This window comes from Kitasatospora sp. NPDC001527, from assembly GCF_040298605.1.
Classification (GTDB): Bacteria; Actinomycetota; Actinomycetes; order Streptomycetales; family Streptomycetaceae; genus Kitasatospora.
Map to the genome: position 1 here is coordinate 215,018 of NZ_JBEPAM010000006.1, position 18,453 is coordinate 233,470.

The 18,453-nt window shown below is 75.1% G+C and carries 19 protein-coding genes; 6 read left to right on the forward strand and 13 right to left on the reverse strand.

What is annotated here, in order from left to right:
- Positions 1-114: 114 nt before the first annotated feature.
- A complete protein-coding gene (locus ABT238_RS08965; RefSeq protein ID WP_350563945.1) occupies positions 115-1,245 on the forward strand; it encodes a cobalt-precorrin-5B (C(1))-methyltransferase in 1,131 nt (376 codons plus the stop codon).
- Between the two features lie 149 nt (positions 1,246-1,394).
- The gene (locus ABT238_RS08970; protein WP_350756266.1) at positions 1,395-2,924 is read left to right on the forward strand and encodes a UDP-N-acetylglucosamine 1-carboxyvinyltransferase; all 1,530 of its coding nucleotides are present in this window, start codon (positions 1,395-1,397) and stop codon (positions 2,922-2,924) included.
- A gap of 68 nt (positions 2,925-2,992) precedes the next feature.
- Here ABT238_RS08970 and ABT238_RS08975 read toward each other — a convergent pair whose 3' ends face one another.
- Genes ABT238_RS08975 through cbiE form a run of 5 tightly spaced genes read right to left on the reverse strand, consistent with a single transcriptional unit; the run spans position 2,993 to position 6,886 of the window.
- Positions 2,993-3,511, reverse strand: a complete 519-nt coding sequence (locus ABT238_RS08975; RefSeq protein ID WP_350756268.1) for a protein-tyrosine phosphatase family protein — start codon at positions 3,509-3,511, stop codon at positions 2,993-2,995.
- 31 nt (positions 3,512-3,542) lie between these two features.
- Positions 3,543-4,076 carry a DinB family protein gene (locus tag ABT238_RS08980; protein ID WP_350756270.1) on the reverse strand — a complete coding sequence of 178 codons (534 nt, stop codon included), beginning with the start codon at positions 4,074-4,076 and terminating at the stop codon, positions 3,543-3,545.
- Between the two features lie 40 nt (positions 4,077-4,116).
- A complete protein-coding gene (locus tag ABT238_RS08985) occupies positions 4,117-4,857 on the reverse strand; it encodes a cobalt-precorrin-6A reductase (protein ID WP_350756328.1) in 741 nt (246 codons plus the stop codon).
- A complete protein-coding gene (gene cobM / locus ABT238_RS08990; protein WP_350563939.1) occupies positions 4,857-5,618 on the reverse strand; it encodes a precorrin-4 C(11)-methyltransferase in 762 nt (253 codons plus the stop codon). The genes ABT238_RS08985 and cobM overlap by 1 nt, the downstream gene beginning before the upstream one ends.
- Positions 5,615-6,886, reverse strand: coding sequence for a precorrin-6y C5,15-methyltransferase (decarboxylating) subunit CbiE (gene cbiE / locus ABT238_RS08995; protein ID WP_350756272.1), 1,272 nt, complete (start codon positions 6,884-6,886; stop codon positions 5,615-5,617). The genes cobM and cbiE overlap by 4 nt, the downstream gene beginning before the upstream one ends.
- A 159-nt stretch (positions 6,887-7,045) precedes the next feature.
- Here cbiE and ABT238_RS09000 point away from each other — a divergent pair, with 159 nt between their 5' ends.
- Positions 7,046-8,506, forward strand: coding sequence for a catalase (locus ABT238_RS09000; RefSeq protein WP_350563937.1), 1,461 nt, complete (start codon positions 7,046-7,048; stop codon positions 8,504-8,506).
- 72 nt (positions 8,507-8,578) lie between these two features.
- Here the strand turns inward: ABT238_RS09000 and ABT238_RS09005 are convergent, their stop codons facing one another.
- Positions 8,579-8,995, reverse strand: a complete 417-nt coding sequence (locus ABT238_RS09005; protein ID WP_350563936.1) for a gamma-glutamylcyclotransferase family protein — start codon at positions 8,993-8,995, stop codon at positions 8,579-8,581.
- A gap of 131 nt (positions 8,996-9,126) precedes the next feature.
- On the opposite strand from ABT238_RS09005, the gene ABT238_RS09010 reads away from it, so the two are divergent.
- Entirely contained in the window at positions 9,127-10,146 is a 1,020-nt protein-coding gene (locus tag ABT238_RS09010; protein WP_350756274.1) for an EamA family transporter, read from the forward strand.
- Here ABT238_RS09010 and ABT238_RS09015 read toward each other — a convergent pair.
- Positions 10,100-10,696: a dihydrofolate reductase family protein gene (locus ABT238_RS09015; protein ID WP_350563933.1), complete on the reverse strand. Its 597-nt coding sequence runs from the start codon at positions 10,694-10,696 to the stop codon at positions 10,100-10,102. The genes ABT238_RS09010 and ABT238_RS09015 overlap by 47 nt on opposite strands.
- 120 nt (positions 10,697-10,816) lie before the next feature.
- Here ABT238_RS09015 and ABT238_RS09020 point away from each other — a divergent pair, with 120 nt between their 5' ends.
- Entirely contained in the window at positions 10,817-11,392 is a 576-nt protein-coding gene (locus tag ABT238_RS09020) for a TetR/AcrR family transcriptional regulator (protein ID WP_350756276.1), read from the forward strand.
- Here ABT238_RS09020 and ABT238_RS09025 read toward each other — a convergent pair whose 3' ends face one another.
- The 3 genes from ABT238_RS09025 to ABT238_RS09035 are packed head-to-tail and all read right to left on the reverse strand — an operon-like array spanning position 11,393 to position 13,733.
- Positions 11,393-11,950 carry an AAA family ATPase gene (locus ABT238_RS09025; RefSeq protein WP_350563930.1) on the reverse strand — a complete coding sequence of 186 codons (558 nt, stop codon included), beginning with the start codon at positions 11,948-11,950 and terminating at the stop codon, positions 11,393-11,395.
- A 17-nt stretch (positions 11,951-11,967) separates the two neighbouring features.
- Complete coding sequence (locus tag ABT238_RS09030; protein ID WP_350563928.1) at positions 11,968-12,600, reverse strand: AAA family ATPase; 633 nt, start codon at positions 12,598-12,600, stop codon at positions 11,968-11,970.
- Between the two features lie 41 nt (positions 12,601-12,641).
- A complete protein-coding gene (locus tag ABT238_RS09035; RefSeq protein WP_350563925.1) occupies positions 12,642-13,733 on the reverse strand; it encodes a PhlD in 1,092 nt (363 codons plus the stop codon).
- Positions 13,734-13,921: 188 nt separating this feature from the next.
- Here ABT238_RS09035 and ABT238_RS09040 point away from each other — a divergent pair, with 188 nt between their 5' ends.
- Positions 13,922-15,268: an MFS transporter gene (locus tag ABT238_RS09040; RefSeq protein WP_350756278.1), complete on the forward strand. Its 1,347-nt coding sequence runs from the start codon at positions 13,922-13,924 to the stop codon at positions 15,266-15,268.
- Between the two features lie 7 nt (positions 15,269-15,275).
- Here the strand turns inward: ABT238_RS09040 and ABT238_RS09045 are convergent, their stop codons facing one another.
- The 3 genes from ABT238_RS09045 to ABT238_RS09055 form a co-directional block, all read right to left on the reverse strand.
- Complete coding sequence (locus ABT238_RS09045) at positions 15,276-15,839, reverse strand: EF-hand domain-containing protein (RefSeq protein WP_350563919.1); 564 nt, start codon at positions 15,837-15,839, stop codon at positions 15,276-15,278.
- A gap of 146 nt (positions 15,840-15,985) precedes the next feature.
- A complete protein-coding gene (locus tag ABT238_RS09050) occupies positions 15,986-16,519 on the reverse strand; it encodes a hypothetical protein (RefSeq protein ID WP_350756280.1) in 534 nt (177 codons plus the stop codon).
- A 113-nt stretch (positions 16,520-16,632) separates the two neighbouring features.
- Positions 16,633-18,435: a dipeptide ABC transporter ATP-binding protein gene (locus tag ABT238_RS09055; protein WP_350563914.1), complete on the reverse strand. Its 1,803-nt coding sequence runs from the start codon at positions 18,433-18,435 to the stop codon at positions 16,633-16,635.
- Positions 18,436-18,453 lie beyond the last annotated feature (18 nt).

Consider the following 18,453-nt stretch of genomic DNA (forward strand, 5'->3'; position numbering starts at 1 on the left):
CCGGGGCGCGCCGCCGGGCTCTGGAGCCGACCCGCGTGGTGGCGACCCGGCCCCGCAGGCGAACATGAGGTCTGAAGAGATCCGACGTGGTAGGGACTGGGAGAATGGTGCGGCATGGGTGAGGTCGGTGGGCGGGCCGGGCAGCTGCGGAGCAGTGGGCTGCGGCACGGCTGGACGACCGGGGCGTGCGCCACGGCGGCGACCAAGGCGGCGTACCGGGCGCTGCTGACGGGGGAGTTCCCGGACCCGGTGGAGATCGTGCTGCCGAAGGGGCAGCGGCCGGCGTTCGCGCTCGCGGTGGAGGGGTTCGGCGAGGGACCCGGCGGGCCGCGGGCGATGGCCGGGGTGGTGAAGGACGCCGGGGACGACCCCGACGTGACGCACGGCGCGCTGGTGCGCTCCACGGTGTGGGCGGGGGAGCCGGGCGCGGGCGTGGTGTTCCGGGCCGGGCCCGGGGTGGGCACGGTCACCAAGGCCGGGCTGCCGCTGGCGGTCGGCGAGCCGGCCGTCAACCCGGTGCCCCGGCAGCTGATCCGGGACGCGGTCGCCGAGGTGGCCGCCGAGTGCGGCGGCAGCGGGGACGTGGTGGTGGAGATCTCCGTCGACCACGGCGAGGAGATCGCCCGCTCGACCTGGAACCCCCGGCTCGGCATCCTCGGCGGGCTCTCCATCCTCGGCACCACCGGCGTGGTCGTCCCCTACTCCTGCTCCGCGTGGATCGACTCGATCCGGCGCGGGGTGGACGTGGCGCGGGCCGCCGGCCGCACCCATGTGGCCGGCTGCACCGGCTCGACCTCGGAGAAGGTGGCCGTCGCCGTGCACGGCCTGCCCGAGGACGCGCTGCTCGACATGGGCGACTTCGCGGGGGCGGTGCTCAAGTACCTCAAGCGCCACCCGGTGCCGCGTCTGACCATCGCCGGCGGCTTCGCCAAGCTCTCCAAGCTCGCCGCCGGCCACCTCGACCTGCACTCGGCGCGCTCCCAGGTGGACAAGGGTTACCTGGCCCGGCTCGCCCGCGAGGGCGGCGCGGACGAGGAGCTGACGGCGGCGGTCGCGGCGGCCAACACCGCGCTGGAGGCGATCCAGCTCTGCCGGGCGGCCGGGGTGCCGCTGGGCGACCTGGTGGCCGAGGCGGCGCGGGCCACCGCGCTCGGGGTGCTGGTCGGTTCGCCGGTCGCGGTGGACGTCATCTGCATCGACCGGGCCGGGACGATCGTCGGCCGGGCGGAGCCGCTCGGGCCCTGAAACGGGCCGCGTTCCGTCTCAGGCGTGTCCCAGGACCTTCGCCATGATGTGAAGATCTGACGCTCATACGGGGTGAGAAACGGACAAAAGTTACGCCACGCCGGGGGTCGGTTCTGTCGCTATCTCAGTCATGAGATATGGTCTGGCGAGTGACAGGCGACTACCTCACCCGTATCGGCACCCTCATCCGTACCGCGCGTCAGCACCGCGGCTGGTCCCAGGCCCAGCTCGGCGAGGCCCTCGGCACCAGCCAGAGCGCGGTCAACCGCATCGAACAGGGCAAGCAGAACGTCAGCCTTGAGATGATCGCCCGCATCGGCGAAGCGCTCGACAGCGAGATCGTCTCCCTCGGCTACGCCGGCCCGATGCACCTTCGGGTCGCCGGTGGCACCACCCTCGCCGGCGCGATCGACGTCCGCAGCAGCAAGAACGCGTGCGTCGCCATCCTCTGCGCCTCGCTGCTGACCACCGGCCGCACCACCCTGCGCAGCGTCGCCCGCATCGAGGAGGTCTACCGCATCCTCGAAGTGCTCACCAGCATCGGCGTCAAGAGCCGCTGGACCAACGACGGCCGCGACCTCGAACTCACCCCGCCCGCCGAGCTCGACCTCGCCGGCATGGACGTCGAGGCCGCCCGCCGCACCCGCAGCGTCCTGATGTTCCTCGGCCCGCTGATGCACCGCGCCGACAGCTTCGCCATCCCCTACGCCGGCGGCTGCGACCTCGGCACCCGCACCGTCCAGCCGCACCTCACCGCGCTGCGCCGGTTCGGCCTGGAGGTCGCCACCACCGGCGGCGCCTACCACGCCTCCGTCCAGCCCGGCGTCCCGATGGACCGCCCGATCGTGCTGACCGAGCGCGGGGACACCGTCACCGAGAACGCCCTGCTCGCCGCCGCCCGCCACGACGGCGTCAGCGTCATCCGCAACGCCTCGCCCAACTACATGGTCCAGGACCTCTGCTTCTTCCTGGAGAAGCTGGGCGTCAGGATCGAGGGCATCGGCACCACCACCCTCACCGTGCACGGCGTCCCCGAGATCACCTGCGACGTCGACTACACCCCGGCCGAGGACCCGGTCGAGGCGATGAGCCTGCTCGCCGCCGCCGTCGTCACCTCCTCCGAGCTGACCGTGCGCCGGGTGCCGATCGAGTTCCTGGAGATCGAGCTCGCCGTGCTGGAGGGCATGGGCCTCGACTACGACCGCACCCCCGAGTACCGCGCCCACAACGGCCGCACCCGGCTGGTCGACCTCACCGTGCGCCCCTCCAAGCTCAGCGCGCCGATCGACACCATCCACCCGATGCCCTTCCCCGGCATCAACATCGACAACGTGCCGTTCTTCGCCGCCATCGCCGCGGCCGCCCACGGCACCACGATGATCCACGACTGGGTCTACGACAACCGCGCCATCTACCTCACCGAACTCACCCGGCTCGGCGCGGACATCAAGCTCCTCGACCCGCACCGCGTCCTCGTCCAGGGCCCCACCCGCTGGCGCGCCGCCGAGATGGTCTGCCCGCCCGCCCTGCGCCCCGCCGTCGTCATCCTCCTCGCGATGCTCGCCGCCAAGGGCACCTCGGTGCTGCGCAACGTCTACGTCATCAACCGCGGCTACGAGGACCTCGCCGAGCGCCTCAACTCCATCGGCGCCCAGATCGAGACCTTCCGCGACATCTGAGCCCGGATCCGGCCGTCCGGGGCCGAAGCCGAGCCTGAGGCCGTGGCCGCCCCCGTGCGGTCACGGCCTCAGCCGTCGGTGCCGGCGTCCAGCCCGGCCAGCAGGTACGCCGTCTCCAGCCCGGTGGTCAGGTAGTCGAGGAACGCCAGGTTGTTGAGCGCCCGGGGGGAGCGGCGCTCCCGGATCAGCTCGATGGCGCGGTCGGCCCCGTGGCCCAGCTCGACGAGCGCCTGAGCGGTCACCAGGCCCGAGCGGTTGTATCCCGAGTGGCAGCGGACGAGCGTGCGGCGGCCGCCCCGGACGGCCGCCGCGGTGAGTGTGGCCGCCTCCTGGACGGCGCGCAGCTGGGCGGCGCCGAGGTAGTCGTCGGGCACCTCGCGGACGACGTGCTCCACACCCGGCGCCGGTCCGTGGCCGGGCAGCGTGAACAGGCTCACCACCAGGTCGAACTCCCCTCCCACGACGGCGGGTTCGAGGTCGCCGCCGGGCGGTGTGAAGTAGTGCCCGCCCATCCAGAGGCCCGGCACGATCTCGTTCCACGGCTCCTGCGGGCCGGGGGTGCCGCGTTCCTTCTGCCGGGTTCTCATCGTCTCGGTGCCTTCCGTCGTGGCTCGGCGGCTACTCGCCGGTGCGGCCGTCGAGGTGTTCGCGGAGGAGGTCGGCGTGGCCGTTGTGGCGGGCGTACTCCTCGATCATGTGGGTGAGGATCCAGCGCAGCGACCAGCTCTGGTCGCCGGCGGGGCCGCGGTAGTGTCCGGGGACGTCCAACGACGGGGCGGCGGCGACGAGTTCCCGGGCGTGGGCGCACTCGCGGCGCCAGACGGTGAAGGCCTCGTCCGGGTCGGCGTCGTCGACGTCGAACTCGGCGAAGCCGCCGTCGGGGTGCTTCCAGAAGCCGGGGTGGGCCTCGTTGTTGAGGACGTTGCGGAACCAGCCGCGCTCGACCTCGGCGATGTGCCGGGTCAGGCCGAGCAGGGAGAGCGGGGAGGGGAGCAGGGGGCGGGCGCGGAGCTGGTCGGTGGTCAGCCCGGCGCACTTCATCGCGAAGGTGTCGCGCTGGAAGTCCAGGAAGGCGGTCAGGGTGGCGCGTTCGTCGCCGAAGCGGGGGGTCTCGGTGCGGGCGGCATCGGCGAGGTCGTAGGCGTCGGTCATCCGGCCATGGTGACAGGAACGGGTCCCACCGGCACGGGAATTAGAAGGGGGCGAGCCAGTCCAGGGCGGCCCCGACGCTCTCCGCGACGGGGACTCCGGCCGACGGCCGCGGGCGGTCCACGACCACCACGGGCAGGCCGAGTTCGCGCGCCGCGGTGAGCTTGGGGGCGGTGGCCGCGCCGCCGCTGTCCTTGGTGACCACGACGTCGATCCGGTGCTCGCGCAGCAGCGCGCGCTCGCCGTCCAGGGTGAACGGGCCGCGGTCGAGCAGGACGTCGAGCGAGGCCGGCAGCGGCGGCTGCGGCGGGTCGACCGAGCGGGCGACGAAGTGCAGGCCGTCCAGGTGGGCGAAGGCGCCGATGCCCTGCCGGCCGCTGGTGAGCAGCACCCGCCGGCCGAGGGACGGCAGCAGCCGCGCCGCCGAGTCGAGGGAGGGCACGCGGTGCCAGCGGTCGCCGGGCACCGGCGCCCAGCCGGGGCGGCGCAGGGCGAGCAGCGGCACGCCGGTCGCCGCGGCGGCCTCGGCCGCGTTGCGGGACATCACGGCGGCGAACGGGTGGGTGGCGTCCACCACCGCGTCCACCCGTTCGGCGCGCAGCCAGGCGGCGAGGCCCCCGGGGCCGCCGAAGCCGCCGATCCGCACCTCGCCGGCGGGCAGCCGGGGCTCGGCGACCCGCCCGGCGAGCGAGCTGGTGACCCGCAGCGCGGGGCGGTCGGCGGCCAGGGCTGCGGCGAGGGCGCGGGCCTCGGTGGTGCCGCCGAGCAGCAGGACGTGCGCCATCACGCGCCGCAGGGCCCGTGCGGGCGCTCGCGGTCCGCGGAGTAGAGGTGGCTGTCGCGGAACTGCTCGGCGCCCAGCGTCCGCCCGACGATGATCACCGCGGTGCGGACCACGCCCGCCGCCTTCAGCTGACCGGCGATGTCCCCGACGGTGCCGCGCAGCACCAGCTCGTCCGGCCGGCTGGCCATCGCGACCACGGCCGCCGGGCAGTCGGCCCCGTAGTGCGGCAGCAACTGCTCGACCACGTCGTCCACGTACCCGGCGGCCAGGTGCAGGACGAGCAGGGCGCCGCTGCGGCCGAGGGTGGCGAGGTCCTCGCCCGGCGGCATCGGGGTGGCGCGCTTGGCGATCCGGGTGAGGATGACGGTCTGGCCGACGGTCGGCACGGTCAGCTCGCGCTTGAGCGCGGCCGCCGCGGCGGCGAAGGCCGGCACCCCGGGCACCACCTCGTACGGCACCCCGGCCGCGTCGAGCCGGCGCATCTGCTCGGCGACGGCGCTGAACACGGACGGGTCTCCGGAGTGCAGCCGGGCGACCTCCTGCCCGGCGGCGTGCGCGCGGACCAGCTCGGCGGTGATCTCGTCGAGGGTGAGGTTGGCGGTGTCGACCAGCCGGGCGCCGGGCGGGCACTCGGCCAGCAGCTCGCGCGGCACCAGGCTGCCGGCGTACAGGCAGACCTCGGCGCGGGCGAGGATCCGCTGGCCGCGCAGGGTGATGAGGTCGGCGGCGCCGGGGCCGGCCCCGATGAAGTGGACGGTCACGAGGCGTTCTCCTGAGGGGTGAGGGGCGCGGGGGAGACGGCGGGCCCGGCGGCGGGCTTGACGGCGGACCACTGGGTGACCGGCATCGCCTGGCGCCAGCCGGTGAAGCCGCCGACCGGGACGGCGTGCGCCACCGCGAGCCGCAGCAGCTCGCCGCCGTGCCGCCGGTACCACGTGGTGAGCAGCGCCTCCGACTCCAGGGTCACCGTGTTGGCGACCAGCCGGCCGCCGGCCGGCAGCGCGGCCCAGCAGGCGTCCAGCAGGCCGGGCGCGGTGAGCCCGCCGCCGACGAACACCGCGTCCGGCGCGGGCAGCCCGGCGAGGGACTGCGGCGCGGCGCCGGTGACCACCCGCAGCCGGGGCACGCCGAGCGCGGCGGCGTTGCGGGCGATCCGTTCGGCGCGCACCGGGTCGCGTTCGACGGTGACGGCCCGGTTGTCGCGGTGGGCGCGCAGCCACTCGATCGCGATCGAGCCGGAGCCGCCGCCGACGTCCCAGAGCAGTTCGCCGGGGACCGGCGCCAGGGTGGCCAGCGTGGCGGCGCGCACGTGCCGCTTGGTCAGCTGGCCGTCGCTCTCGTAGGCGCCGTCGGGCAGGCCGGGGACGACCGGGGTGCGCGGGCCGTCGGCGGGCAGCTCGACGGCGATGACGTTGAGCGGGTCGCCGGGCGGGTGCGGCCAGCCGTCGGCGGGCCCGTCCAGCTGCCGCTCGCCGGGGCCGCCGAGCTGCTCCAGGACCCGCAGCCGGGCGGCGCCGTGGCCGCCCGCGGTGAGCAGCGCGGCGACGGTGGCGGGGGTGGCGGCGCCGGCGCTGAGCACGAGCAGCCGGCGCCCGGGGTTGAGGGCGAGCCGCAGGGTGTCCAGCGGGCGGCCGACCAGGCTGACCACCTCGGTGGCCTCCAGCGGCCAGCCGAGCCGGGCGCAGGCGTACGCGACGGAGGAGGGGTGCGGCAGGACGCGCAGCCGTTCGGGGCCCGCGGTCTCGGCGAGGGTGCGGCCGATGCCGTAGAACATTGGGTCGCCGCTGGCCAGCACGGCGAGCGGGCGGCTGGCGTAGCGGTCGAGCAGTCCGGCGACGGCCGGGCGCAGCGGGGAGGGCCAGGGCACCCGTTCGGCGGTGACCTCGCCGGCGGGCAGCAGGTCGAGCTGGCGGGGGCCGCCGAGGACGGCTCCGGCGGCGCGCAGCGCGGCGCGGGCGGTGCCCGCGAGGCCGGGCCAGCCGTCGGCCCCGATCCCGACGACGGTGATCGGCGGTGGCTGCTGGGGCACCGGTGGGCTCCTCGGGGCAGGTCGTGGACGCGGGGGGCCCGGGCAGCCTACCTGGCGGTATCCGCCCGGCGATCAGCCAGGGTGCGTGCCCGGTCGCGCGGGGTTAGCGTCGTGCGGGGGACACCTCCGGGGGGACCTGAGCACGCAACGGAGGACAGCATGTCCGAGTCAGCGGTCCCGTACACCACCAACAACTCCGGTATCCCGGTGCCGAGCGACGACAACTCGCTCACGGTGGGCAGGGACGGCCCGATCCTGCTCCACGACCACTACCTGATCGAGAAGATGGCGCAGTTCAACCGGGAGCGGGTGCCGGAGCGGGTGGTGCACGCCAAGGGGGCCGGGGCGTACGGCGTTTTCGAGACGACGGAGGACGTCAGCCGGTATACCAGGGCGACCCTGTTCCAGCCGGGCAAGCGCACCGAGATGCTGGCCCGCTTCTCGACCGTGGCCGGTGAGCAGGGCAGCCCGGACACCTGGCGCGACCCGCGCGGCTTCGCGCTGAAGTTCTACACCGAGGACGGCAACTACGACCTGGTCGGCAACAACACGCCGGTCTTCTTCGTCCGCGACACGATCAAGTTCCAGGACTTCATCCGCTCGCAGAAGCGCCGCCCCGACAACGGTCTGCGCGACCACGACATGCAGTGGGACTTCTGGACGCTCTCCCCGGAGTCCGCCCACCAGGTCACCTGGCTGATGGGCGACCGCGGCATCCCGAAGTCCTACCGTCACATGAACGGGTACAGCTCGCACACCTATCTGTGGATCAACGCGAGCGGCGAGCGGTTCTGGGTGAAGTACCACTTCAAGACCGACCAGGGCGTCGACTTCCTCACCCAGGAGGACGCCGACCGGCTGGCCGGCTCGGACCCGGACCTGCACCGCGAGGACCTCTGGCAGGCCATCGACGGCGGCAACCCGCCGTCCTGGACGCTGCACGTGCAGGTCATGCCGTTCGACGACGCGCCCGGCTACCGGTTCAACCCCTTCGACCTGACCAAGGTCTGGCCGCACGGCGACTACCCGCTGATCCGGGTCGGGACGATGACGCTGAACCGCAATCCGGAGGACTACTTCGTCCACATCGAGCAGGCGGCCTTCGAGCCGGCCAACCTGGTGCCGGGCATCAGCGTCTCGCCGGACAAGATGCTGCTCGGCCGGATCTTCTCCTACCCGGACACCCACCGGTACCGGATCGGGCCCAACTACGCCCAGCTGCCGCCGAACCGGCCGCACGTGCCGGTGCACTCCTACGCCAAGGACGGGCCGATGCGCTTCGACCCGGCGCGGACGGGCGCGCCCTACGCGCCGAACTCCTACGGCGGCCCGGCCGCGGACCCGAAGGCGTACGACGACCCGGCGGCCGGCTGGCACAGCTCGGGCGACATGGTGCGCGAGGCGTACTCGCTGCACGCCGAGGACGACGACTGGGGACAGGCGGGCACCATGGTCCGGCAGGTGCTGGACGACGCGGCGCGCGACCGGCTGGTCTCCAACATCGTCGGGCACCTCAAGGGCGGGGTGAGCGACCCGGTGCTGGAGCGGGCGGTGCAGTACTGGCGCAATGTCGACAAGACGCTGGGCGACCGGGTCGCCAAGGGCGTCGGCAAGGGCTGACCGGCCGGCGGCAGTGGCGGCGCCGGGGGCGGCAGCGGGTACCAGGGGCGCGGGTCCAGCAGGGCCCGCGCCTCAGCCGCGCCGGCGCCAGTCGCCCGAGGCGATGAGCGCCGGGTGCGCGCGCAGCCGGGCCGCGACGGCCGGCCCGGCCAGGTACACCCAGGCGTCCGCCGCCGCGCCGTCCTCGGTGCGGACGGCGAGCCGCTCGCGCACGTAGGTGCCGAGGCCGTCCGGCCGGCAGTCCTCCAGCCGGTCCAGTGCGGCGAGCGCCGCCGGGTAGGCGGCCGGGCGGACGGTGACCAGCTCGCCGGTGATCCGCCGCCCCGGCGCGGGGTCCGGCACGGCGTACGGGAAGCCGGGACCGTCGTGCAGCGCCGCGCCCTCCAGGGCCGCCGCCCGCACCCCGGCGCACCGGCCGGCGAGGAAGCGCGCGTGGTTGCGCTCCCCGGTGAGCAGGGTGCCGTAGACGAAGAAGGGCAGCGCGGGCACGTGGGGTCCTCCTGGATCGGGGCCTGGTCGACGGTCGATGGTGCCCGTCTGGTGATACCCAGTGGCGCGCGGGGTGTCCGATGCGCTGTCATGGCGGGTGCACCTGCCAGTACTGTCCGAGGGGGACACCCATGACAGCTCCAGCCGAGCGCATACCGGCCGCGTCCGCGGAGCCCGCGCCGACGGAGCCCGCGCCGGCCGACGCCGCGCCGGCCGACGCCGTGCCGGCCGCGGGGCGGCTCGGGATGGCGGTGTGGGTGGCGCTCGCCGTGGTCTACGTGGTGTGGGGCTCGACGTACCTGGCGATCCGCATCGCGCTGGAGACCATGCCGACCTTCTTCTCCGCCGCCGCCCGCTTCCTGACCGCCGGACTGCTGCTCGTGGCGTTCGTGGCCGTCCGCCACGGGCGCTCCGCCCTGCGGGTGGACCTGCGGCAGCTGGGCTCCGCCGCCCTGGTCGGCGGCCTGCTGCTGACCGGCGGCAACGGGCTGGTGGTGCTCGGGGAGAACTCGATCCCGTCGGGCCTGGCCGCCCTGCTGGTCGCCGCCGTGCCGCTGTGGATGGTGCTGCTGACGGCGGCCGGCGGCGACCGCCCGAGGCCGGCCGAGCTGGCCGGGGTGCTGCTCGGACTGGTCGGCCTGGGGGTGCTGTCCGCCCCGGCGATCGGCGGGGACATCGCGCCGGTCGGGGTGATCGCGGTCCTCGTCGCCACCGTCAGCTGGGCGTTCGGCTCCTACGCCTCCAAGCGGATCCGGATGCCCGGAAACGTGTTCGCCTCCAGTGCCTACCAGATGCTCGCCGGCGGGCTCGGCAATCTGCTGATCGGACTGGCCCGCGGGGAGCAGCACGGCCTGCGTCCCGGCGACATCTCCGTCCGCTCCTGGCTGGCCCTGGGCGGCCTGGTGGTGTTCGGCTCGGTGATCGCCTTCACCGCGTACGCCTGGCTGCTGCGCTCCGCCCCGCTGACCCTGGTCGCCACCTACGCCTACGTGAACCCGGTGGTGGCCGTGCTGCTGGGCTGGGTGGTGCTGGCCGAGCCGCTGACCGGCCCCACCCTGCTGGGCGGGGCGGTCGTGGTCGCGGGCGTCTGCCTGGTGGTGAGCGTCAGCCGGTCGCCGGGGCGCTCGCCCGCTCGTAGGTCCGCACGGTGACCCCGTTGGGGAAGGCGTGGGAGTCGGCGAGCGCGAAGGTGTGCGGGGCGAAGCCCGCGCGGAACAGCGGCACGCCGGCGCCGATCGCCACCGGGTACTGCTTGATCACCAGCTCGTCGATCTCCGGCAGCAGCGCACCGGCCAGCTCGCCGCCGCCGCAGAGCCAGATGCCGAGGCCGTCCTGCCGCTTGAGCTCCCGGACCACCTCCAGCGGGTCGGCCGGGGTGACCTCCACCGCGGGGTCCGGGCTCTCGGTGAGGCTGCGCGAGAAGACGATCTGCCGCAGGTGGGCGTAGGGGCTGGTGAGGCCGATCGCCAGCCCCGGGTCGTAGGTGCCGCGGCCCATGACCACGGTGTCGAAGCGCTTGTTGGGCGCCTCGGCGATTCCCATCGCGGCTCGCCCGGGGGTCGGCAGGGTCTCCGGGTACTCCGCGCACATGTGGGAGAGGTAGTCCCCGCCGACGTACGACATGAGGAACTGGTAGTCGCCGTCCGGGGCGGCGATGAAACCGTCGATGGTGGCGCCGACGTAGTACGTGAGCTTTCGCATCCACATCCTTGGAACGTGTTGGTCGTCGAGGTCCGCCGGGCTGTCCCGCCCGGCGAACTACGACAGTTATAGTACTTTGACTGTAGTGGTTGCAAGAGTTTTCCTGAGGGAGCTTCAGCGATGGCCCAGAACCCCGCCCGCCGCGTCGCGCTCACCGACGCGGCCATCGACGTCCTCGCCGACCAGGGCGCGCGCGGACTCACCTTCCGCGCCGTGGACGTCCGGGCCGGCGTCCCGGCCGGCACCGCGTCCAACTACTTCGCCAGCCGGGACGACCTGCTCCACCAGACCGCCCGGCACATCCACCACCGGCTCACCCCCGATCCGGCCGTCATCGCCGAACTGCTGCGCGCGCCCCGCGACCGGGCCCTGGTCACCGCCCTGATGCACGACCTGCTGCGCCGCATCGACGCCGAGCGCTCCGGCTACCTCGCGATGCTCGAACTGCGCCTGGAGGCCACCCGCCGACCCGACCTGCGCACCCAGCTCACCACCACCATCCGCGAGCAGCTGGAGGCCAACATCGCCTACCACCTGGGCGAGGGCTTCCCCGGCGACCGCGAGACCGTCGTCACCCTCTACCTGGCGATGACCGGCCTGCTCGTCGAGCACCTCACCCTCCCCGACGTCCTCGGCCCCGACACCCTCCCCGCCCTCGTCGACACCCTGGTCGCCCGCACCGTCCCGGAGGCCTGATCAGCCCTCCGCCGCGATCCGCCGGACCGCCTCCTCGACCCGGTCCGCCCGCTCGGGCACCGTGGCCGCCGGAACCTCGATCAGCCGGTAGCCGCGGGCCCGGTACACCTCCTCGTGCAGCCGCTCGAAGGCGAGCGCGTCCGCGAGGGAGATCCGGCGTGCGGCCGTCCGCTCGACGAAGCCGAGTCCGCGGACGAAGAACACCTCGCGCCGGTAGGTGGCCTCGGCCTCGACGCGGTCCAGTTCCGCGGTGAGCGCCGGGGAGGCGGGGAGGCCGAGGAAGATCCTGAGCGCCTCGGTGCACACCGGGGAGCGGTCGTGGAACCGGAGCGCGCCCGCCGACGGCCCCGCCACGGCCGGGGCGAGGGCCCGCTGGAGAGCCGCCACCTCGTCCACGAAGCCGCCCCGCTCCCACGGCGCCGCCTCCCCGGTGGCCTGCCGTCGGCCGATCACCTCGGTCGCGGCCTCCCGCACGACCTCGAAGCCGCGCCGCGCCAACTCCTCCAGGAGTGTGGTCTTTCCGGAGCCCGGGGCGCCGGTGAGGACGAATCGTCGCACGGTGTGCCGCCGTCCTCTCAGACGAAGCGGATGTGGCGGGCGCCGACGGCGGCGCGGCGCAGCCGGGCGCGCAGCGGGCCGTCGGTGTCGGGGGCGAGGGTCAGGCCGGTGCGGGCGGCGAGGTGGTCGGCGACCTGGGAGACGCTCAGGTGGTGGGTGTGTACGTGCTCGCCGAACTCCGCGCCGCTCAGCCGCTCCAGGCAGTGGTCCAGCCGGGAGACCGCGAAGCTCTCCCGGCGCAGCGGCGCCTCCTTGCCCGCGACCAGCTGCACCGCCCGGCCGAAGCCGCGCTCGCGCAGCCGGCGCAGCACCTCCTCGCGCTCCGCGAGCAGCGCGAAGTGCCGGACGTCGTGGCCGCGTTCACGCAGCCGGCCGACGGTCTCGGCGAGGTGGCCGGGCTCGGTGACCGTCATCGGGACGATCACCGTGCCCCGGTGGGCGGCGAGGGTGCGGTCCAGGACCTCGAACACGCCCTGGCGCCAGGCCGGCAGGTCCCGGAAGTCGCCGCGCAGCGGCCTCGGGGTCATCCGGTGGAGGCCGAAGCCGACCTCCTCCGGGTCGCAGACGACGCTGCCGGGCAGCCGTCGCGCCACCTCGTGCGAGACCTGCGTCTTGCCGCCGCCGAACGGGCCGTTGATCCACAGGAGCATGCCCAGCACCCTACGCCGCGGCGCCCCGCACCGCTCGGCCCTCACCCCGCCGGGTCGGACCAGGTGGCGAGGAGGGTGCTCAGCGTGACGCCCGGGCCCAGGCCCAGGACCAGGCCGCGCGAGCCCGGCGGCGGGGGCGTGCGGTGGGTGCGGGCGAGCACCGAGAAGACCGTCGCGCCGCCCAGGTTGCCCTCCTCGGCGAGCACGTCCCGGGAGTGCCGCAGAAAGGCGCCGTCCACGTCGAGCAGCGCCCCGAGCCGCTCCAGGATCGCCGGACCGCCGGGGTGCAGCACCCCGAAGTCCAGCGCCCGGCCGCCGTGCCGGTCCAGCCAGTCCAGCAGGGCCGGGCCCAGGTCGGTGACCGAACGCAGTGAGGTCCGGGTCGAGGCGAAGTGGTCGCCGCGGTGGTCGGTCAGTTTGCGGTAGCGATCGGTGGTGCGCGGGATGGTGTACTCGAAGCAGTGCTCCAGCCGCAGCCCGGGCGTGCGCGGCTCGGCGGTGACCACGGCGGCGGCCGCGGCGTCACCCCACAGGCCCTTGTAGATCTGGTCCTCCACCGCGGTGCGGCTGTGCTGGTACATCGAGGAGAGCGACTCGGCGGCGACCACCAGCACCACGCCGGCCGGGTTCCAGGCCAGGAACCGCCGGGCGGCGATCAGCACATGGGCGCCGCCCGCGCAGGCCAGCTGGCTCATCGGCAGGCGGCTGACGTCCGGGCGCAGGCCGAGGTTCTGCTGGAGGTGGACGTCCAGCCCGGGGACGGCGTCGCCGGTCGCGCTGGAGACGATCACGCAGTCGACCCGGTCGGGCCGTAGGCCGGCGTCCGCCAGCGCCTCGCCGGCGGCGCGTTCGGCGGCGGCCAGCAGGTCGGCGAAGGTGGTGGTCTTGCGCTCGGCGGCGGTGCGCCCGGGGGAGGCGACCATCTCGTAGGGGCGGAAGTAGCGGCGGGTGCCGGGCAGGTTGCCGAGGGCCAGCCGGACGGTCTGGGCCTGGCGCGGCGGGTAGTCCGGGTTGCCGGCGAGGATGTCCTCGCGGATCCGCTCGGCCGTCACGGTGTACGGGCCGAGGGCGAGCGCGGGGCGGCTGACGTGGGCGGTGGGGGGAGCGGGGGGTGTGGGGGTGGTGCTGGGCATGCGGATGGTTCCTTGCGGGCGGTGCGCGCCGTGCCCGGCCGGGCACGGCCCGGTCACGCTACCGGCCGGTACCCGCCGGCCCCCGGCCGGTTCCCCGAAGCGCCCGCGCCGGAGCGGATCATTCGAGTACCATCCGTCAGGTGCCCGGCCCGGCGGGGGGACCCGGGCGGGCCGGGGGAGTGGGCTTCATGGCGGGTACCGACGGGCGGACGGCGACGACGGCGACGGCGGACGCGCACACGGACTCGGCGGCCACGGCGGCCCCGTTACCCGACCCGCCGCGCGCCCTGTGGCGGCGGCGGAACTTCGCCGCCCTCTGGTCCGCCCACACCGTCAGCCAGTTCGGCACCCAGCTGAGCTTCTTCGTCCTGCCGGTCCTCGCGCTCACCGTCGTCGGCGCGACGCCCGGCCAGCTCGGTCTGGTCTCCGCCGCCGAGACCCTGCCGTTCCTGCTGGTCGGCCTGCCCGCCGGCGCCCTGCTCGACCAGTGGGACCGGCGGCGGGTGATGGTCGTCGCGGACGCCGGACGCGCGGTCGCGCTCGGCGTCGTCCCGCTCGGCTACGCGCTCGACCTGCTGAGTGTGCCGCTGCTCTGCGCGGTCGCCTTCGTCACCGGCCTGTTCACCGTCTTCTTCGACATCGCCGACCAGGCCTTCCTGCCCGGGGTCGTCGGCCGCCGCGAGGTCGCGGCCGCCAACAGCCGCCTGGAGTTCTCCCGTTCGGCCGCCGAACTCACCGGACCCGGCCTGTCCGGCCTGCTGCTGCAGTGGGCGACCGCGCCGCTGATCCTGCTCGCCGACGCGCTCAGCTACCTCGTCTCGGCGCTGCTCCTCGGCGTGATCCGACCCCCGGCGCCGCCCGCCGGGGCCGAACCGGGCCCGCCCGCGGCCCGGGAGCGGATGCGCACCCGGATCGCCGAGGGCCTGCGGTTCGTCCTGCGCCACCGGGTGCTGCGCTCGCTCGCCCTGGCCACCGCCGTCGCCAACCTGGCCGGGCTCGGCGGCGCGCTCGGCGTCCTGCTGCCCGCCTTCGCCCTGCGCGACCTCGGCCTCTCGCCGGGGAAGTTCGGCCTCGCGCTGATGGTCGGCAACGGCTGCGCCCTGCTCGGCGCGGTGTTCACCGCCCGGCTGGTCCGGGCGCTGGGCCTGGGCCGGCTGCTGCTGGCCGCCCGGTGCCTGCCCGGGCTCGGCCTGCTGCTGCTCGCCACGGCCGAGCCCGGGCGCGCCGTTCCCACCCTGGCGGCGGCGGCCGGGCTCATCGCCTGCGGCGTCACCGCCTACAACATCGCCCAGGTCAGCCTCCGGCAGGCGGTGACCCCGGCGGCGCTGCAGGCCCGGATGAACGCCTCGGTCCGCTTCGTCGTCTGGGGCACCCTGCCGCTCGGCGCGGCCGCCGGCGGCCTGCTCGGCTCGGTGGCGGGCCTGCGCCCGGCGATCTGGGTGGTGACCGGGGTGGCGCTGCTCTCCGTGCTGCCGCTGCTGCTCACCCGGGAGGTCCGGACCCTCGCCGGATTCCCGGACGAGAGCGGAGCATGACGGTGCGTCAGGCGAGGTAGGGGGGCCGCCCGGCCCACCAGTGGCCGGGCGCGTCGGCCTCGCGGCTGGTCCAGAACTCGATGAGGCCGGAGACGAACTCCTCGGCGGACAGGGTGCCGTCGCCGTCCAGGTCGAGCCGGTGGAACGCCTCGTCCGCGTCGTCGCGGGAGAGCGCGGAGAAGTGGCCGCGCTGGAAGACGAAGAACTCGCCCGCGTCCACCGTCCCGCTGGAGTCCACGTCGGCGACGGCCAGGAACGCCTCGGCGAGCGCCCCGAACACGGTCCGCGCGGCCACCGGGTCGTCGGCGAGCGCGCGGGTCGAGGCGACGAACTGCCGGCGGCTGATCGCGGTGGTCCCGATCGGCAGGTGGGAGACGTGCAGGTCCCGCCAGATGGCGAGGTAGGCGGCGACGATCCGCCGCTCGGCGCCCGACCCCTCCGCGTGTCCCAGCGACCGGGCCACCGCGCGGCCCATCAGTACGTGGTCGTGCTCGGTCAGCAGACCGTCCCCGTCCGCGTCGAGATGGTCGAACCCGTGGTTGATTCTCGCGAGCAGCAGTTCCTCGGACACGTCTCCCCCGGCTGGTCGGTCCCGGTAGTCACAACAGGCATCAGTCACAACGGTCGGACGCAGCACGCTAACCCGCCGGGCGCCGGGTGCGCAGCCGAAGCGGCGAAGTGGAGACGCGGCGTCCGGCGGGTTGGCGGCCCCGCCGGTCAGTCCGCCTGCTGGAGCGCCGCGTCCGCCAATCGCTCGGCCAAGTCGCCGAACGCCGTCCGCAGTTGCTCGTCGCCGATGCCGTTGGCGTAGCCCTGGAAGGCGAGCGCGGCCTGGGCCTGGACGGCCGGGGTGGCGTAGCCGGGGTCGATCGGGAGAGGGCCGGTGGGCGGCCAGGGCAGCGGCCAGTGCCGGGGCCACGGGATCCGGCCGTGCGGGGTGCCGCACCAGTCGTCGCCCACCTCGGCGAGGATCTGCCGGGCGTCGCCGCCCGAGACGCGGGCGGTGATGGCGGCGTTGGCGACCGCGCCCACGGTGCCGGCGACGGCGAGCCGCAGTTCGGCGGCGGCGGGCGGGAGGGGCTGCGGGTTCAGCCGGGCCACGTCGGCGGCGCCGTCGGCGTGGGCGGCGAGGCGGGTGCCCGCGACGACCCCGAGGGCGAAGCCGTGCGGGATCAGTCCGTCCAGGGCCGCGGGGTTGAGGCGGCCCACGAGCGTGACCAGGGAGACGGATCGGTGGACGAGCGTGGTCATCGGGCAAACCCCTTCTCCGGGGGGACGGGTGTGGCCGTGCGCTCACGACCGGTGACCGATCGTAGGCGGAGCGGCCGCGGAGAAGGGGGACCGACACCACCGGCCGCCGCCGCTCAATGGGCGGCGGCGAGCAGTTCGCGGGTGTACGCGGTGTGCGGGGCGGCGAAGAGCCGGTCGCGGTCGGTGGATTCGACCAGCCGGCCGCGGTGCATCACCGCGACGCGGTCGCAGAAGTGGCGGACCACCGCGAGGTCGTGGGAGACGAACAGGAAGGCGACGCCCAGGCGTTCGCGCAGCTCCATCAGCAGGTTGAGCACCTGGGCCTGGACCGAGACGTCCAGGGCGGAGACCGGCTCGTCGGCGATGATCAGCCGCGGCTCGGGGGCGAGCGCCCGGGCGATGCCGATCCGCTGGCGCTGGCCGCCGGAGAACTCGTGCGGGTAGCGGTCGAGGTGGGCGGCCGGCAGGCCGACCTGCTCCAGCAGTTCGGCCGAGCGCTCGCGCCGCTGCCCGGCGTCCAGCGCGGTGTGCAGGCGCAGCGGGGTGTCCAGGGTCTGGGCGACGGTGCGGCGCGGGTTGAGCGAGGCGTACGGGTCCTGGAAGACCAGCTGGACCTCCTTGGCGATCCGCCGCCGCAGCGCCCGGTCGGGCCTGGTGGCGTCCAGGCCGTCGTAGCGGACGGCGCCGGCGGTGGCGGGCTGCAGGCCGGCCAGCACCCGGGAGGTGGTGGACTTGCCGGAGCCGGACTCGCCGACCAGGCCGAGCGTCTCGCCGGGCGCGATGCGCAGGCTGACGCCCTCGACCGCCCGGACCGGTCCGGGCCGCTCGCGTCCCGGCAGGCGCGGGCCGCGGCGGCCGGGGAAGTGCACGGCGAGGTCCTCGACCTCGGCCAGCCAGGGCCCGGGCGCGGCCGGGGTGCTCCCGCCGGTCGCCGCGGTCGCCGCGGTCGCCGCGGCCGTGGGCCGGGGCCGGGGCGCGGGCGAGGGGTCGTCGACGGTCGGCAGCGGCGTGCCCGGGACGGAGTCGAGGGTGAGCGCGGCGCCCACCAGGGCCCGGGTGTACGGCTCCCGGGGCGCGGCCAGCAGGGCGGCGGTCGGCGCGCTCTCCACCGGCCGGCCGCCGCGCATCACCAGGGTGCGGTCCGTGGTGCCGGCGACCACCCCGAGGTCATGGCTGACCAGCAGCACCGCGGTGCCGTGCTCGCGCTGCAACTCGCCCAGCAGGTCCAGCACCTGGCGCTGGACCCGGGCGTCGAGCGCGGTGGTCGGCTCGTCGGCGATCAGCACGTCCGGGTCGTTCATCAGCGCCATCGCGATCATCACCCGCTGGCGCATGCCGCCGGAGAACTGGTGCGGGTAGTCGCGCACCCGGGCGGCCGGGATGCCGACCCGGTCGAGCATCGCCGCCGCCCGCCGGCGGGCCTCGGCGCGGCCCGCGTCGGGGTGGTGCAGCCGGTACATCTCGGCGAGCTGGGCGCCGACGCCGTGGAAGGGGCTGAGCGAGGTGAGCGCGTCCTGGAAGACCAGGGCCACCCGGCCGCCGCGCACCCGCCGCAGCACGGACTCCCCGGCGCCCACCAGCTCCTGCCCGGCCAGCCGGATCGAGCCGGTGACGGTGGTGGTGCGCGGGTCGTGCAGGCCGAGCACGGCGAGGCCGGTGGCGGACTTGCCGGAGCCGGACTCGCCGACCAGGCCGAGCACCTCGCCGCGGGCGAGGTCGAAGGAGAGGCCGCGCACGGCGCCGACGGGCGCCCCGCCGCGCGGGTCGGCGAAGGTGACGGAGAGGTCCCGGACGCTGAGCACCGGCTGCTCGGCGTCCGGCCAGGCGGCCGGCCCGGCGCCGGGCTCGGCGGTCTGTGCGGCGGTCTGCGCGGCGTCCTGCGGGAGGCGGTGCGCGGGTGCGGGTTCGGGGGTCATGGCGGCGGGCTCCAGACG

Coding starts and splice junctions, on each gene's coding strand:
- ABT238_RS08965 (WP_350563945.1), top strand. CDS start 115: ATGGGTGAGGTCGGTGGGCGGGCCGGGCAGCTGCGGAGCAGTGGGCTG.
- ABT238_RS08975 (WP_350756268.1), bottom strand. CDS start 3,511: ATGAGAACCCGGCAGAAGGAACGCGGCACCCCCGGCCCGCAGGAGCCG.
- ABT238_RS08980 (WP_350756270.1), bottom strand. CDS start 4,076: ATGACCGACGCCTACGACCTCGCCGATGCCGCCCGCACCGAGACCCCC.
- ABT238_RS08985 (WP_350756328.1), bottom strand. CDS start 4,857: ATGGCGCACGTCCTGCTGCTCGGCGGCACCACCGAGGCCCGCGCCCTC.
- ABT238_RS09000 (WP_350563937.1), top strand. CDS start 7,046: ATGTCCGAGTCAGCGGTCCCGTACACCACCAACAACTCCGGTATCCCG.
- ABT238_RS09010 (WP_350756274.1), top strand. CDS start 9,127: ATGACAGCTCCAGCCGAGCGCATACCGGCCGCGTCCGCGGAGCCCGCG.
- ABT238_RS09015 (WP_350563933.1), bottom strand. CDS start 10,696: ATGCGAAAGCTCACGTACTACGTCGGCGCCACCATCGACGGTTTCATC.
- ABT238_RS09020 (WP_350756276.1), top strand. CDS start 10,817: ATGGCCCAGAACCCCGCCCGCCGCGTCGCGCTCACCGACGCGGCCATC.
- ABT238_RS09030 (WP_350563928.1), bottom strand. CDS start 12,600: ATGCTCCTGTGGATCAACGGCCCGTTCGGCGGCGGCAAGACGCAGGTC.
- ABT238_RS09035 (WP_350563925.1), bottom strand. CDS start 13,733: ATGCCCAGCACCACCCCCACACCCCCCGCTCCCCCCACCGCCCACGTC.
- ABT238_RS09040 (WP_350756278.1), top strand. CDS start 13,922: ATGGCGGGTACCGACGGGCGGACGGCGACGACGGCGACGGCGGACGCG.
- ABT238_RS09050 (WP_350756280.1), bottom strand. CDS start 16,519: ATGACCACGCTCGTCCACCGATCCGTCTCCCTGGTCACGCTCGTGGGC.
- ABT238_RS09055 (WP_350563914.1), bottom strand. CDS start 18,435: ATGACCCCCGAACCCGCACCCGCGCACCGCCTCCCGCAGGACGCCGCG.